Annotated in this window: 15 protein-coding genes; 5 read left to right on the top strand and 10 right to left on the bottom strand. The window is 65.5% G+C overall.

The genetic code is table 11. The features are described 5' to 3' along the window. The first annotated feature begins 2 nt into the window (after positions 1-2). Positions 3-671, top strand: a complete 669-nt coding sequence (locus AC1DJT_RS24040; protein WP_476768328.1) for a haloacid dehalogenase type II — start codon at positions 3-5, stop codon at positions 669-671. Positions 672-676: 5 nt separating this feature from the next. Then, positions 677-2,149, top strand: coding sequence for an aldehyde dehydrogenase family protein (locus AC1DJT_RS24035; RefSeq protein ID WP_476768329.1), 1,473 nt, complete (start codon positions 677-679; stop codon positions 2,147-2,149). A gap of 207 nt (positions 2,150-2,356) precedes the next feature. On the opposite strand, the gene AC1DJT_RS24030 is transcribed toward AC1DJT_RS24035, so the two are convergent. Continuing rightward, on the bottom strand, positions 2,357-3,634 hold the full coding sequence (locus tag AC1DJT_RS24030; protein ID WP_476768330.1) for an NAD(P)/FAD-dependent oxidoreductase: 1,278 nt from the start codon (positions 3,632-3,634) through the stop codon (positions 2,357-2,359). 205 nt (positions 3,635-3,839) lie between these two features. Here AC1DJT_RS24030 and AC1DJT_RS24025 point away from each other — a divergent pair, with 205 nt between their 5' ends. Next, the gene (locus tag AC1DJT_RS24025; RefSeq protein ID WP_476768331.1) at positions 3,840-4,715 is read left to right on the top strand and encodes a GNAT family N-acetyltransferase; all 876 of its coding nucleotides are present in this window, start codon (positions 3,840-3,842) and stop codon (positions 4,713-4,715) included. A gap of 103 nt (positions 4,716-4,818) precedes the next feature. Here AC1DJT_RS24025 and AC1DJT_RS24020 read toward each other — a convergent pair whose 3' ends face one another. The 8 genes from AC1DJT_RS24020 to AC1DJT_RS23985 all read right to left on the bottom strand — a co-directional run bounded on the left by AC1DJT_RS24020 (position 4,819) and on the right by AC1DJT_RS23985 (position 12,086). Further along, complete coding sequence (locus AC1DJT_RS24020; RefSeq protein WP_200878107.1) at positions 4,819-5,295, bottom strand: Lrp/AsnC family transcriptional regulator; 477 nt, start codon at positions 5,293-5,295, stop codon at positions 4,819-4,821. A gap of 115 nt (positions 5,296-5,410) precedes the next feature. Next, positions 5,411-6,805 carry an aminotransferase class III-fold pyridoxal phosphate-dependent enzyme gene (locus AC1DJT_RS24015; RefSeq protein ID WP_476768332.1) on the bottom strand — a complete coding sequence of 465 codons (1,395 nt, stop codon included), beginning with the start codon at positions 6,803-6,805 and terminating at the stop codon, positions 5,411-5,413. Between the two features lie 49 nt (positions 6,806-6,854). After that, a complete protein-coding gene (locus tag AC1DJT_RS24010) occupies positions 6,855-7,271 on the bottom strand; it encodes a helix-turn-helix domain-containing protein (protein WP_476768333.1) in 417 nt (138 codons plus the stop codon). Positions 7,272-7,433: 162 nt separating this feature from the next. Continuing rightward, on the bottom strand, positions 7,434-8,903 hold the full coding sequence (locus tag AC1DJT_RS24005) for an NAD-dependent succinate-semialdehyde dehydrogenase (RefSeq protein ID WP_476835014.1): 1,470 nt from the start codon (positions 8,901-8,903) through the stop codon (positions 7,434-7,436). Positions 8,904-8,917: 14 nt separating this feature from the next. Continuing rightward, on the bottom strand, positions 8,918-9,844 hold the full coding sequence (locus AC1DJT_RS24000) for a 2-hydroxyacid dehydrogenase (protein WP_476835013.1): 927 nt from the start codon (positions 9,842-9,844) through the stop codon (positions 8,918-8,920). Between the two features lie 21 nt (positions 9,845-9,865). Then, positions 9,866-10,726, bottom strand: a complete 861-nt coding sequence (locus AC1DJT_RS23995) for a GNAT family N-acetyltransferase (RefSeq protein ID WP_476823415.1) — start codon at positions 10,724-10,726, stop codon at positions 9,866-9,868. Between the two features lie 43 nt (positions 10,727-10,769). Further along, positions 10,770-11,495, bottom strand: coding sequence for a cupin domain-containing protein (locus tag AC1DJT_RS23990; RefSeq protein WP_441489753.1), 726 nt, complete (start codon positions 11,493-11,495; stop codon positions 10,770-10,772). Between the two features lie 330 nt (positions 11,496-11,825). Then, positions 11,826-12,086, bottom strand: coding sequence for a heavy-metal-associated domain-containing protein (locus AC1DJT_RS23985; protein ID WP_441489752.1), 261 nt, complete (start codon positions 12,084-12,086; stop codon positions 11,826-11,828). Positions 12,087-12,249: 163 nt separating this feature from the next. Here AC1DJT_RS23985 and AC1DJT_RS23980 point away from each other — a divergent pair, with 163 nt between their 5' ends. After that, on the top strand, positions 12,250-12,429 hold the full coding sequence (locus AC1DJT_RS23980) for a hypothetical protein (protein ID WP_476768336.1): 180 nt from the start codon (positions 12,250-12,252) through the stop codon (positions 12,427-12,429). Further along, entirely contained in the window at positions 12,426-13,442 is a 1,017-nt protein-coding gene (locus tag AC1DJT_RS23975) for a 2Fe-2S iron-sulfur cluster-binding protein (protein WP_476835012.1), read from the top strand. The genes AC1DJT_RS23980 and AC1DJT_RS23975 overlap by 4 nt, the downstream gene beginning before the upstream one ends. A gap of 54 nt (positions 13,443-13,496) precedes the next feature. On the opposite strand, the gene AC1DJT_RS23970 is transcribed toward AC1DJT_RS23975, so the two are convergent. Beyond that, positions 13,497-14,468: ABC transporter ATP-binding protein (locus AC1DJT_RS23970; RefSeq protein ID WP_476835011.1), on the bottom strand; the 972-nt coding region annotated here is incomplete at its 5' end.

Raw genomic sequence — 14,468 nt, 5'->3', positions numbered from 1 at the left:
CGATGAGCACCCTGCGGCCGAAATTCGTGACCTTCGATTGCTATGGCACGCTGATCAATTTCGAAATGGGCCCGGCGGCGCGGCGCGTCTATGGCGCACGCCTGTCCCCCGAGGTCATGGACGGTTTCTGCGAGAGCTTCAGGGGGTTTCGCCTGGACGAGGTCCTTGGCGCCTGGAAGCCCTTCATCGAAGTGGTCCATAACTCGGTGGAGCGCAGTTGCAGAGCCTGGAAGATCACGTTCGACCCGGCCGACGCCCAGGCCATCTACGACGAGATTCCGAGCTGGAACCCGCACCCGGATGTGCCGGCAGGCCTCGCCAAGGTCGCCAGGGAGATCCCCCTCGTCATCCTCTCGAATTCGATGAAGGAGCTGATTCCGCACTCCGTCGTCAAACTCGGCGCCCCCTTCCATGCGGCCTATACCGCGGAGGAGGCGCAGGCCTACAAGCCGCGCCTGCAGGCGTTCGAATACATGTTCGACATGCTGGGCTGCGGACCTGAAGACGTCGTGCATTGCTCGTCMAGTCTGCGCTACGACCTGATGAGCGCCTACGACCTGAAGATCGGTCAGCGGGTCTTCGTCAATCGCGGTCACGAGCCCGGCATTCCAGCTTACGGCTACCGCGAAATCAAGGACATCGGCGGCCTGCCAGGCCTGCTCGGGCTCTGACGCCGATGCGCGATTTCGACCCTGACGCCATCGCCTTCGCCACGGGCCATTTCATCGCCGGCAGCAACATCGATGGCCCCGGTGAAAGGATCAGCGTCACCCGACCATCCGACGCCGTAACCTATGCCGATCTGCCGGTCGCATCGGCGGAGGTTGTTGATCGGGCTGTCGAGGACGCAACGCATGCGGTCAAGCGCAGTGGCTGGGCGACGCAGCCCCCGCGCGACCGGGCGCGTGCCATGCGGCGCTGGGCCGAGTTGATCGAGGCGAAGAGCGAGGCACTCGGCCGGCTGGAGGCGCTGGGCTCGACACGCCCGATTGCCCAGGCCGTGACCGGCGACGTCGCCAGCACAGCCGAGGGCATCCGCTTCTTCGCCGAATGGGCGGACAAGCTCGGCGGCGACGTCGCCGCGACGCGGGCCGACCATTTCGGCATGATCGTCTCCGAGCCCTATGGTGTGGTGGGGGCGATCACGCCCTGGAACTTCCCGCTCAGCATGGCCAGCTGGAAGGTCGGCCCGGCGCTCGCCGCCGGCAACGCGATCGTCCTGAAACCGTCCGAACTGACGCCGTTCTCGACCGTGAGGCTGGCTGAGCTCGCCGTCGAGGCCGGAATTCCGCCCGGTATCTTCAATGTCGTACAGGGCACGGGCGCGGTGACGGGCGACGCACTCAGCCGCCACCCCGGCATCGCCAAACTCTCCTTTACCGGCTCCACCCGTACGGGCATCGCCGTGATGAAGGCCGCGGCCGAGACCGGCATCAAGCCGGTAACACTGGAGCTCGGCGGCAAGAGCCCGCAGCTCGTCTTCGCTGACGCCGATCTCGACAAGGCAGCGGATTGCATAGCCAGCTCGCTCCTCGCCAATGCCGGCCAGGCCTGCGTGGCGGGTTCGCGGCTGATCGTTCAGCGGCAGGCCACTGATACCCTGGTCTCAGCTCTGCTGGCGCGGCTCTCGCGCATCGCGCCAGGTCCGACCTGGAAATCGTCGACGGGCTTTGCGCCGATCATCTCGGAGATCCAGGCCCGGCGCATCGATGCGATCCTGGCCCGCAGCCGCGCCCAGGGCGCCGAGGTGCTGTTGGGAGGAGGAAGGATCGAGGGTCACGGCGGAGCCTTCTATCAGCCGACCTTGCTCACAGGCGTCGATGCGGACACCGCGGCGGTGCGTGAGGAGATCTTCGGCCCGGTGCTGACGATCCAGCGCTTCGACACCGAGGAGGAAGGCTTCGCCCTCGCCGACCACCCCGAGTATGGGCTCGCGGCCGGCGTCTACACCTCCGATCTCGGCCGAGGCCTGCGGGCCGTACGCCAGATCAAGGCGGGCACGGTCTGGATCAACCGCTATAACCGCACGCTCGACTTCATCCTGCCGACCGGCGGGTACAAGAGCTCCGGCATCGGCAAGGATCTCGGCCGGCAAGCCGTCGAGACCAATCTGCGGCACAAGACCGTGCTGATCGACATCGGTGCGTGAAGGCTTACGGCCACTCGCGCGCAGCCGAGCGCGGTCGGGAAGGAGCCGATCGATCGCCTCGATTCCGGCCCGAGCTGACGACGGTTTCCCCCCTGCTTCAGCGATGCTGAAGCAGGCAGGCTGAATCCACGAGCCTCATCATCATTCCCGACAAGCCGCGACGCGGAGGCCCGGGTGTTCGATGGGGCTCCTCTCGTTGACGCCTCCTCAGTGACGCCAGTCCTGGTAGCGGTAATAGGCGCCGACGAAGGGGAGGAACCAGGGCGGACCGAAATGGCCTGGCACTGCGGGCCAGGCGAGCCCCGCCAGCGGATTCGCATTCACGTCCCCGCCCATGACGCGGGCTATGATCTGGCCCATATGCACCGACATCTGGGTGCCATGGCCGCTATAGCCCAGGGCATAGAACACGCCGTCACGCTCGCCGGCGCGCGGCAACCGGTCAGAGGTCATGTCGACCAGACCACCCCAGCAATAGTCGATGCGGACGCCGGAAAGCTGCGGAAAGAGTTCAAGCATCCGCGCCTGCAAAATCGCACCGCTCTTGGCATCGGATTTCGGGCTCGACAGTGCGAAGCGGGCGCGGCCGCCGAAGATCAGGCGATTATCCGGCGTGAGGCGGAAATAGTTGCCGATATTCTTCGTCGTCGTCGCGGTGCGCCGCATCGGAAGGATCGATGCAGCAAGTTCGGCCGAAAGCGGCGCGGTGGCGATGATGAAGCTGCCCACCGGCACGATGCGCCGCCTGAGCCAGGCGAACGGCCCCTGCCGGGAGGCCCCGGTCGCAAGCAGCACCTGCCCGGCCTCGATCTCGCCGCGGCTCGTCACGACCCTGTGCGCACGCGCCTTGAGGCGGTGAAGCTCCGTCACCGCAGCGTTCTCATAGATGCTCGCGCCACGCCGCGCAGCGGCATCGGCCAGCCCGACACCGAAACGGCCCATATGCATGTGGGCACTGCGCGGGAAGACCAGTCCGCCATGGAATCCGTCGGAACCGATTTCCCGGCGGATATCTTCCGGCCGGACCACGGTGAGATCAGGCTCGACGGTGCGCGACAGCAACTCCGCGCTCTTCTGCAACTTGGCGAAGTGCTCGGGCTTGGCCGCGAGCTTGATCTTGCCGGTGCGGATAAAATCGCAATCGATCGCCTCGCTTGCGACCAGCCTCTCCACCTGATCGACCGCATCATCGAAGGCCCGGTAGAGCGCCACGGCACGGTCCTGGCCCAGGCTGGCTGCGAGACCGCCGAGATCATGGGCGAGCCCGTTATTGCAGTGTCCGCCATTGCGCCCGGACGCCTCGCCGATCACACGGCCCGCCTCCAGAACCGCAACGCTTGCGCCGGATTTTGCCAGGGCCAGGGCCGCCGAGAGCCCGGTGAAGCCACCGCCGACGATGGCGACATCGACAGTGCCTGCGAGCGGACCTGTGGCGCCTCCGCCAAAACGCGGCGCCGTCGCAAGCCAATAGGGTTCGAGTTTCATCAGCGATCGATCCGCGGGTCAGCGCCGGCTGTCAGGGCCGGAAAGGCGTTGCGAACCGGTCTGCGCAAGCTGTTGCCCAGACGCGGTCCGATTTGGAAGCCCGAGCATGCGACATTCTAAGCCTATGTATTGTATGAATTTTACTATTCTCGAAAGCCAGCGGCGCACCTATACTTGGGCTTCATTCCAGATGAGGCTCGCAGGGGTGGATTACAAAACGGCCAAGCGCCCACTTGACTATGCGATCGATATCCGCGCGATGACCGAGGCCGATCTCGGCCAGGCACACCAACTCTCGATCGCCGTCGCCTGGCCGCATCGCCCTGAGGACTGGCGGCTGGTATTCGAGGTCGGATATGGCCTCATCGCCTGCGATCTGATCGGTCGTGCGCTCGGGACAGCGATGTGGTGGCCCTTTGGCGAACATTTCGCCACGATCGGCATGGTTATCACCTCGCCCCGCCTCCAGGCGCGAGGTGCGGGCCGGCGGCTGATGGACACGATCTTCGAACAATCCGGGCAGCGCGATCTGCGCCTGAATTCGACGCGCGAAGGCTACCGGCTCTACCGCTCGCTCGGCTTCGAGCCCATCGGCCGTGTCTTTCAGCATCAGGGCCGCGTCGAGGATGCAGGCCCCGCCACCGATTCCACGATCTCGGTAAGGCCAGTGGTTGTGGATGATCTTGACGCTATCGCCCGTCTCGATGCGATGGCCTATGGCGCGGATCGGACGCGGGTGATCAAGGCCCTGATGCCGCAATCGATCGGGACGATCCACGAACGCAACGGAGAGGCCGTCGGCTTCGCGCTGTGCCGCCACTTCGGGCGAGGCCATGTCGTCGGGCCGATCGTGGCGGAGGACGATATGGCGGCGATTGCTCTGACCCGGCCCCATGTCCAGGCACATGAGGGCGAGTTCCTCCGGGTCGACACTGCGATGGAGCAGGGCTTGTTCGGCGGTTTCCTCGAATCCTGCGGCATGATGATCCACGACACCGTGACGACGATGATCCGCGGCAACAATCATGCGGCGCGCGGCACGATGCGCACCTTCGGGCTGATCAACCAGGCCCTGGGTTGACGGTTAGATCATCGGACCGGATATCGTATCCCGTCCGGTGATCTAACCTTCTGTGTTTGCATCGGCTTTTCCGAAAACCGCAATCTACTTTTCGGCCGATGCCTTAAACGTCGAACAGCACAGGCAGCGGATAGCCCGATTTCTGGATCGGCGTCTTGATGACGATGTAGCTGAAGTATTTCGAGATGCCGAGATTGCGATCGAGCAGCGTCTCGATCAGCGACTGGTAATGCGTCAGCCCGCGCGTGACGAACTTGACCAGATAGTCATAGCCGCCGCTGACCATATGGCATTCCACCACCTCGTCGACGCGACGCAAGCCAGTCTCGAAGCGGATGAAATATTCCTTCGTATGGTCCGCCAGCGTGATCTCGGTAAAGACCGTGATCGTCTCACCAAGTTTCTGCAGATTGATCGTGGCTCCATATCCGGAAATGAAGCCGGCTTGTTCGAGCCGCTTCACCCGCAGCAGACAGGGGCTCGGAGACAAGCCGACCGCATCGGCCAGCGTGACATTCGTCACGCGGCCGTTGTTCTGGAGCTCAATCAGAATCTTCATGTCGATGCGATCGAGCCGCACGCCCGGTGTCACCACGAAAGCCTCACCCCAGCCCTCCCCGCGCAAACCMGAACGGCGAGCCACCACTCCGGTGGCGTGAAACTAAACACGTCGCTCTATCCGAGCAAAGCGAGGATCATGCCGGCTCAACCAGTTTCAACTCGGCTGTGACCTCAGGGAGCGCCAGCATGTCGTCCAGCGTCTGGCGCAGGCGCGCGACAATCAGATCGATTTCCGTCTCGCTGCAGCACAGAGGCGGAGCGAGCCCGATGATATCATCGGCGAAGGCGCGGAAGATCACGCCATTGGCATAGCCACGCGCAAAGAGATGGTCGGACAGCTTCGCCGCGCGCGAGAACTTCGCCTTGGTGACCTTGTCGGCAACGATCTCGACACCGGCGAGCAGGCCGCGCGCCCGGACTTCTCCGACCAGGGGATGGTCGGCAAGCGTAGCGAGGCGCTTCTCGAAATAGGCGCCGACGCGCTGGCCGTTGGCGAGGATGCCACCCTCGTCATAGAGGCGCAGCACCTCAAGCGCGACGGCGGCGCTGACGGGATGGCCCGAATAGGTATAGCCATGCCCGATCGGGCCGCCGGCGGGTGCGTTGTCGGCGATGGCGCGATAGACCTTCTCGCCGATCGCGAGCGCTCCGAGCGGGGCGTAACCCGAGGTCAGGCCCTTGGCCATGCTCATCATGTCCGGCACGACGCCCTCCGCCTCGCAGGCGAACATCGGGCCGGTTCGTCCAAAGCCGGTGATGACCTCGTCGGCGACGAAGAGGATGTCGAGTTCGGCCGCAGCATCGCGCATCGCTTTCAGCCAGCCCCTCGGGGGAACGACGACACCGCCCGAACCCTGCACCGGCTCGCAGAAGAAGGCGGCAACGGTGTCAGCCCCGAGTTCCTCGACCTTGGCCCGCAGCGTCGCGACGCTGGCTGCGATGACGGCGCCGTCGTCGGAGCCCGCCGGGTTACGATAGGGATAGGGCGAGGCGATGTAGTGCTGCCCCTCCACCGGCAGGCCGAAATGGGCGTGGAACGCTGGCAGCGCCGTCACGCCTGCCCCCGTCGAGCTCGAGCCATGATAGCCTCGCTCCAGCGAGATGATCTGCTTCTTCGCCGGTCGTCCGGTGACGTTGTAGTAGTAGCGGATCAGGCGCAGCGCGCTGTCGACGGCATCGGAGCCGCCGAGAGAGAAATAGATGTGGTTGAGATCGCCGGGAGTGATCTCGGCCAGCTTGGCGGCCAGCCGGATCGCAGGTTCGCTGCCGAAGCCGAAATAGCCGGTCGCATAGGGCAGCTCGCGCATCTGCGCGGCAGCCGCCTCGACGATGCTGTCATGGCCATAGCCGACATTGACGCACCAGAGCCCCGCAAAGCCATCGATCAGTTCGTGACCATCGGCGTCCGTGATGAAGGCTCCGCGTGCCGACTTCAGGATGGTGACGCCGCGCTTCTCATGCCCCGCCCAGTTGGCGACAGGGTGGACCCAATGCATGCGGTCGAGTGCTTCGAGCGAGTTGACGGTCATGGAGACAGGCCTTGCTGGGGGATCTCTGGATCGAGAGGCGGATGACGGATCAGGCAGCGCCGGCCTGCGCATAGGCAGCAGGTTCGGACCTCAGTCGCGTAGCATGCGCCTGCTCGCGCAGGTAGCGGCCCGGCGTGACCCCGCATATGCTCTTGAAATGACGCGACAGGTGGCTCTGGTCGAAGAAGCCCGCCTCGGAGGCCGCCAGTGCCAAGGGCACGCCCTCGCGCAGCAATGACTTGGCGTAACGGATACGCCGGTGGCAGATGAAGCGATGCGGCGTGAGCCCGACCTGATGGCGAAACACCGTCACGAAACGGCAGACGCTCAGTCCGGCGAGAACCGCAATATCCTCAAGATAGACCGCGTCGGTGAAGTGCCGCTCGATATGGGCGAGAGCACGTTGGATACCGGGGCTGATGCGGCCCGAAAGCGCTGCACCGACATTGGAAACTGGCTCATGCATGGACTGGCTCTTCCCTGCTGACGGCCTGGCCGCCTTGCCAGAAGCCTAGGACCGGGCCGCCATGATGTCGGCTTCAGCGGAGGGGCCGACATGGTATCCCCTGCGCATTTCCGAGGCAGCGACAGCACATCATGCTTTCGGTGCTCTGAGAGGCGCCGCCGCTCAGGCTTGCTTCAGCCCGCCCATATGGAAACTCTTGGTCTCCAGATATTCCTCGATGCCGGTTGCGCCGCCTTCGCGCCCAATTCCGGACTGCTTGATGCCACCGAAGGGCGCAACCTCCATCGAGACGGAGCCGGTATTGAGCCCGACCATACCGAATTCGAGCCGCTCGCCGACGCGCCAGGCGCGATGCAGGTTCTCGGAGTAGAAATAGGCMGCCAGGCCATGGGGCGTGCCATTGGCGATCTCGATCGCCTCATCCTCATGCCTGAACCGGAACAGCGGCGCGACCGGGCCGAATGTCTCCTCGTTGGCAAGGCGCATCCGTGTATTCGCCCCCGTCAGCACGGTCGGCGCAATGAAACGGGCAGGATCGAAGCCAGCCTCACCGCCGACCACCCGTTTTGCGCCGAGCGCCAAGGCATCCTCGACATGAGCCCGGACCTTCTCGACAGCCGCGGCATTGATCAGCGGACCGATACTGACGCCATCCCTGCGACCACTGCCGACCTGCATTGCCGATACCGCTCTCGCAAGACGCTCCGCAAAGGCGTCATGAACGCCGTCCTGCACCAGGATGCGGTTGGCGCAGACGCAGGTCTGGCCGGCATTGCGGAACTTGCTGGCGATGGCCCCTGCAACGGCCATGTCGAGATCGGCATCGTCGAAGACGATGAACGGGGCATTGCCGCCAAGCTCGAGGCTGAGCCGCTTCAGCGTGTCGGAGGACTGGCGCATCAGCAGCGCACCGACCCGCGTCGAGCCCGTGAAGGAGAGTTTCCGCACCGCGGTGCTGCCGGTCAGCGTCTCGCCGATCGCATTGGGCAGGCCGGTGACGATGTTGATCACGCCCTTGGGGATACCGGCCCGCGCCGCCAGCATACCGAGCGCCAAAGCCGAAAAGGGTGTCAGCTCGGATGGCTTGACCACGACGGTACAGCCCGCCGCCAGTGCCGGCGCACATTTGCGGGTGATCATCGCATTGGGAAAATTCCACGGCGTGATCGCGGCAGAGACGCCAACCGGCTCCTTGAGCACAAGGATGCGCCGGTCGGTGGTCGGAGCCGGCACGATGCTGCCATAGATGCGTCGCGCCTCCTCGGCGAACCATTTGATGAAGCCAGCGCCATAGCGCACCTCGCCCTCGGCCTCCGCCAGCGGCTTGCCCTGTTCTGCGGTCATGATCAGGGCGAGATCACCGGCATGCGACAGCAGGAGATCGTGCCAGCGCTCCAGCAAGGCAGCACGCTCGGCTGCCGGGCGCGCGCGCCACGCCGGGAAGGCAGCTTCCGCGGCAGCGATGGCAGCCTGCGTCTCCGCTTCGCCGCAGGCCGGGATCGTACCGAGCTCTGAGCCGTCGGCGGGATCGCTCACCGCCAGCACCGCGCCCGACGCCGCCCCGACCCACTCGCCACCGATCAGCGCGCGCTGGACGAACAGGCTTGGATCCTTCAGCTGTTCCACGAGCATGGACTGATCTCCCCTCAATAGCCGCGCTTGCGGTCCACCAGCCCGAGCAGCGGTTCGCCGGCGCGATGACGTCTCAGATTGTCGAGCACGACGTCGACCGCCGTCTCCGGCTGGGTCATGCTGGCGATATGCGGGGTGATCAGCACGCGCGGGTCGCTCCACAGCACATGGCCGACGGGCAGCGGTTCGGGCACGGTAACATCCAGGACCGCTGCCGAGAGCTGGCCGCTGTCAAGCGCGGCGAGCAGAGCATCCTGGTMGAGATGGCCGCCACGTCCGGAACTCACCAGCCGCGCGCCCCGCGGCAGTTTTGCGAAGAGCTCGGCATTCAGCACGCCGCGCGTCTCTTCGGTMAGGGGCAGCAGGCAGGCCAGGATATCGGTGCGGCTGAGGAAATCGGTCATCCCGTCCGGGCCGGCATAACAGATTACGCCCTCGATCTCGCGGCGCGAGCGGCTCCACCCCGCGACCTGGAAGCCGAAACCTGCGAGCTTGCGACACGCGGCCTCCCCCAGCATGCCGAGCCCTAGAACGCCGACGCGACGGGTCGATGCCGGCCACACCCTGATCGGACGCCAGAGCTGGTCGCGCTGCTGGGCGATATACGGCACGAGGTCGCGATGCAGCGCCAGCACCGACATCGTGACATACTCGACCATGCCGTCGACGATGCCGGGTTCGACCATGCGCACGACCGGAAGCTCCGGCGGCAGCTTCGAAAAATCGAACTGGTCGACACCGGCMCCGACCGAGATCAGCAGTTCCAGATTTGGAAACTGCGCCATGATGTCGTCGGGTGGCATCCAGGCAGCGAGATAGCGGATGTCTGCGGGATCGCCGACATCCGGCCAGATGCGGAAGGCCAGATCCGGCGCCTTTGCCGCCAGAAGTCTGGCCCATTCGGCACCGCGCGCGGGATCGGATTTGTAAAGCAGCGCCATTGTGTCCGCCTGCTCCGACAGTCAGCCGAGTGCCTGGTTGGCCAAGGCGTAGAGGCGCATCGGCCCCGGTTGGTCTGGCATCTCGCCAAGCACCATCGACGTGACCAGCCCCGCAGGCTTCAGCCCACATTCCGTCAGCCAATCCCCTAGCCCTGAATCCGCCTGGATATCGACACGCAGGAACTGACCGCGCTGTTCATGCAGCCAATGCGCAATCAGGGTTTGAGCATCGTCGCGCTTCATGGCGACGACAGGTCCGATCACCAGGCCGCGACCGAAGCGGCGGAGGATGCTGAAGCCCACGGGCTGGCCGCTGCGCTCCAGCACGATGCACTCGCCGCAGGCGAGCAGCATCTCCAACATCGGTTTGCGCGCCAGCCCGGTGGCCTGCCGGTCGATCCGCTCCAGCATTTCCAGATCCGCTGGGCGACCAAGGCGCAGCGACATGCCAGCTTGCAGGACGGGCGCCGCGATCGCCGGCGCATCGCCCTGATGTTGCTGCACCCCACCGCAGGGAACGAAGCCGAGCTTCGCATAGAGCGGCTCCCCGGCGGCAGTGGCATTGAGCATCAGCGAGCGCCCCTGTGCCTGCTCGAACAGCGCCTGCATCAGCCGTTTGCCGATGCCCCCACCCTGATGGGCGGGCGAAACAATGATCATGCCGAGCGTGGCATGGCTCTCACCATAGGGCCACCACAGTGCCGTCGCGACGATCTCCTCGCCGAGCGTCGCGACGACGCCATGGCCGAGGCCGATCACCATCTTCCAATCGTCGGCGCGATGCGGCCAGTTCACGGCGCGCGACAGCGCATGGCAGGCCAGTGCGTCGGCCGTCGAGATCTCGCGCAGAAGCAGCGTCTCTTGAGGGGCGGTAGCGGACATCATCGGTTCCATGGTCAGAGGCATCGGCCGGACGGTCGCGGGCTTAGCCGCGGACCTCCTGCACGACGTAGAATTTGGCGACATGAACGCGGCTTTCCCATGCGCAGGGCGTCTCCTGGACAACGAAGACGCTGTCGCCTTGCTCGACACGTGTGACGCTGCCATCGGCCCCCGTGAGATCGACGCTGCCTGCGACCAGATGCATCAGCTCATTGACGCGATGCGGGCGCGAGATGCGGTGATAGGGCGTCGAATCCCAGGTGCCTGCCCGGAAGCGCGAGGCCTCGTCGGTAAAGGCGTTGAAGCTGCGGCATTGCGGCGTCGGGCCGATGAGCACCTCGACCGGCGGCGCCGCCGAGGGCGAGAGGGCGGCCTCAGCCAGAATTTCCTGCAATCCCGGCGCGGCCGAGGTCGCACCGGTCATGGCGCAGAAGACGAAGCGCGCACCGGGCATCGCTTCGATCCGCAACCCGGTGCCGCACGCGATCACGGCCCCGCGCCCGGGTGTCAACTCCAGGGCGGCCTTACCGGTCTCGGCAAGACGCAGCAGCCCGGCGACAACAACCAGGAATTCGGTGTGAGGAAATGAGACGCTTTCGCAAGTCCCCTCGAACGTGGCGCGGCCCGCGGCCATGGAATCGGGGCCGGTCCACGCAATCTCGCGGCCCGCGGCAAATGGGTCGGCCGCGCTTAGCCTCGTCGTGACGTGGCTGATGGCAGGCTGCGCGCCCTTGGCGCGGTCAAGCACTATGATTGCGGGCGATGTCATCTGTGGAGCCGTCCAGACGTTTCTTGCGACAGTTCCAGAGCTAAGGCCAAAGCCGCCATGGGGATTGGACCATCTTTCCGGGCGCCGGCTTCCGCCCGGTCCCGTATCGGCCGCACGCCCCCAGGGAATGGGAAGGTCGGCTTACACAAGCACAGCAGCAACCGCCCCACCCCGCGCCTGAACCGGATGGGGACGGCATGATCTGCTGAGCGCCTGTCATTGTTCGAGACAGCGCGGCCAAGCAAAAGGCCGCGGCATTCGCCGCGGCTGTCACGATTTCAAGGAGCCTTGCCGAACGCGAGCGGAGGCCGGATTTCCGGCCTCACGTGCTCAGGCGTGGGCAGGCGCAGCGTCGGGCGTATAGCCGGCCTGGGCGATGATCTCGCGAACCCGGGCAAGATCGGCACCTTCGACCGAGACGAGGCGAGCCTCCGGGTTGGCACTGACCTTGGCGCCGGGGATCGAGCTCTCGATGGCGCTCTTGATGGTGCCGGCGCAATGGCCGCAGGTCATGTCGTCGACACGAACGGAAACGCCGGAAACGGCAGCGGAAGCAATCTCGTGGTCCTGAGACTGGTGAGCTTGGCACATGGGAAATCTCTCCTGAAGGAATGAGCGCAAAATCAGTGTCGGTCCTTGCCATATGGCAAGGTCAAGCCCGGATTTTCTTCCCACGACAGGTCCGCGGCCGCTTGACACTCCCACTATGGGAAGCCGCACCGCATTGAGCGTTCGTCCAATCAAGGTGGCGCAGATGACGGTAATCAATCAGTCCGAAGTGCGGTCAGCGCGGAGGCCCCTGGTCGCGGTCGGGGGCATCACCTCCTCCAGGGCCGACCGCGTCGAGAAGGCGCAGCGCCTGCGCCGTTTCTCGCCGCCAATGGCCGGCGCTGCGGTGGCGCCGTTCGAGCCTCAGCAGGTGCCCGCTCGATGACCGCAAACCACACCGTCCACATCGCCAACCTCGCGACCGAAATCACCGTCGCGGCGGATATGACGATTCTGAAAGCGGCCCAGCTTGCCGGGTACGCCTATCCCTATGGCTGCCAGGTCGGGCGCTGCGGCGCCTGCAAGTCGAGGCTTCTCTCGGGCGAAGTCGAGCTGCTTCCCCACACGCCCTTCGCGCTCACCGCAGCAGACACGGAGCGCGGCTTCGTTCTCGCCTGCCGCGCCCAGCCGCGCAGCGATTGCGGCATCGCCTGGCTTGGCAGCGACACGGCCGGACATCCCCTGCGCGAGGTTTCGGGACGGGTCGTCTCGCTGCAACGCCCGACGCCGGATATCTCGATCCTGCGCGTCGAATTGGAGGGAGAGCCGCTCGCCTTCACGGCCGGCCAATATGCCGAACTGCATTTCGCAGGCTGCGCGCCGCGCAATTATTCGATGGCGAACGACCCGGACGAGCCGCTCCTCGAGTTCCACATCAGGCATGTCGCCAATGGTGTGACCAGCGGCCATGTCGCGAGCGGGTTGCAGGCGGGCGATCCCGTCCGGCTGCGTGGCCCGATGGGCACGGCGCATCTGCGCGCAAGGCGGACCGGGCCAATCCTCGCCGTGGCGGGCGGAACCGGGCTCGCCCCGATCCTGTCGATCCTGCACAGCGCTGCGCGTCTGCACCTGAAACAGCCGATTCGGCTCTACAATGCCGCGCGGGCTGAGCATGATCTCTATCAGGAGGMCACGATCGCTGACCTCGCCAACCGGCTCGCCGATTTTACCTATATCCCTGTCCTGAGCGACGGACCGCCGCTCGGTGCTCGCCTTGAAGCGCTTGCCGAACTCGAGGGCGTGACAGCCTATGTCGCCGGCTCGCCCCGCCTGGTTGATGACGCCGTCGCAGCCATGACGCGCCGCGGACTCGACCCGGCTCACGCCTATGCCGACGCCTTCTTCACGGCAGCGGACCAAGYATGCACAAACGGCACGGAGATCGCGGTCCGGGCGTGACGGCAAGACGAGGACAATCGGTGTGCGTGGACCGCCTCAGACGCCAAGCCTCGCTCAGTTCACCTGACGACGGTGCGCCTCATAGAGCGCGAGGCGCCTGCGCCGGCTCGGCGATTCCTCCCGGGCCGCAGCCGCGTGGCTGAAGGTCGGCACAGTCTCGGCAAAATGGCACGCGGCGCTGTGCCCCGCGCCGACGGCACGAAGGCTCGGCACGTCACTGCGGCAGCGCTCCTGCGCGAGGGGGCAGCGCGTATGGAATCGGCAGCCCGCTGGCGGATTGAGCGGGCTCGGGACATCGCCCCCCAGCACATTCCACGCCTCGCGCCGGGTCGGGTCCGGCTCCGGAGCCGCGGACAGCAGGGCCTGCGTGTAGGGATGGCGCGGATTACCGTAGAGGTCCTGCTTGCTCGCCAGTTCGACGATCTGCCCGAGATACATCACCGCCACGCGATCGGCCATGTGCTTCACGACGGCGAGGCCATGGGAGATGAACAGGTAGGCCAGGCCGAATTCCTTCTGAAGGTCCTTCAGCAGGTTTACGACCTGTGCCTGGATCGAAACGTCGAGAGCCGACACCGGCTCGTCGCAGACGATGAGCTTCGGAGACAGGGCCAGGGCCCGGGCAATGCCGATGCGCTGACGCTGGCCACCCGAGAACTCGTGCGGATAGCGCGCCGCATGATAGGGAGCGAGATCGACCCTCCGAAGCAGTTCCAGCACGCGCGCACGCCGCGAGGCCGCCGTGCCCTCGCCATGGACCAGCATGGGCTCGGCAATCAGCTCCTCCACCGTCATGCGCGGATTCAGGCTGGCATAGGGGTCCTGGAAGACGATCTGCATATTGCGACGCATGCTGCGCATGGCCGCTCGGTCGAGATGCGTGATGTCGCGACCTTCGAAGCGCACGCTTCCCGCCGTGGGCTCGATGAGCCGCATGGCAAGACGCGCGGTGGTCGACTTGCCGCAGCCGCTCTCACCGACGATCGCCAGGGTTTCGCCTGGATTGATCTGCAGGCTCACCCCGTC

It is taken from the genome of Allobosea sp. 05T422_2 (assembly GCF_056396265.1).
The sequence above is the reverse complement of the archived record's forward strand: the minus strand, read 5'-3'. Positions and strand labels throughout refer to the sequence as shown.

Coding starts and splice junctions, on each gene's coding strand:
- AC1DJT_RS23985 (WP_441489752.1), bottom strand. CDS start 12,086: ATGTGCCAAGCTCACCAGTCTCAGGACCACGAGATTGCTTCCGCTGCC.
- AC1DJT_RS24015 (WP_476768332.1), bottom strand. CDS start 6,805: ATGACCGTCAACTCGCTCGAAGCACTCGACCGCATGCATTGGGTCCAC.
- AC1DJT_RS24035 (WP_476768329.1), top strand. CDS start 677: ATGCGCGATTTCGACCCTGACGCCATCGCCTTCGCCACGGGCCATTTC.
- AC1DJT_RS23990 (WP_441489753.1), bottom strand. CDS start 11,495: ATGACATCGCCCGCAATCATAGTGCTTGACCGCGCCAAGGGCGCGCAG.
- AC1DJT_RS24030 (WP_476768330.1), bottom strand. CDS start 3,634: ATGAAACTCGAACCCTATTGGCTTGCGACGGCGCCGCGTTTTGGCGGA.
- AC1DJT_RS24010 (WP_476768333.1), bottom strand. CDS start 7,271: ATGCATGAGCCAGTTTCCAATGTCGGTGCAGCGCTTTCGGGCCGCATC.
- AC1DJT_RS23980 (WP_476768336.1), top strand. CDS start 12,250: ATGACGGTAATCAATCAGTCCGAAGTGCGGTCAGCGCGGAGGCCCCTG.
- AC1DJT_RS23995 (WP_476823415.1), bottom strand. CDS start 10,726: ATGTCCGCTACCGCCCCTCAAGAGACGCTGCTTCTGCGCGAGATCTCG.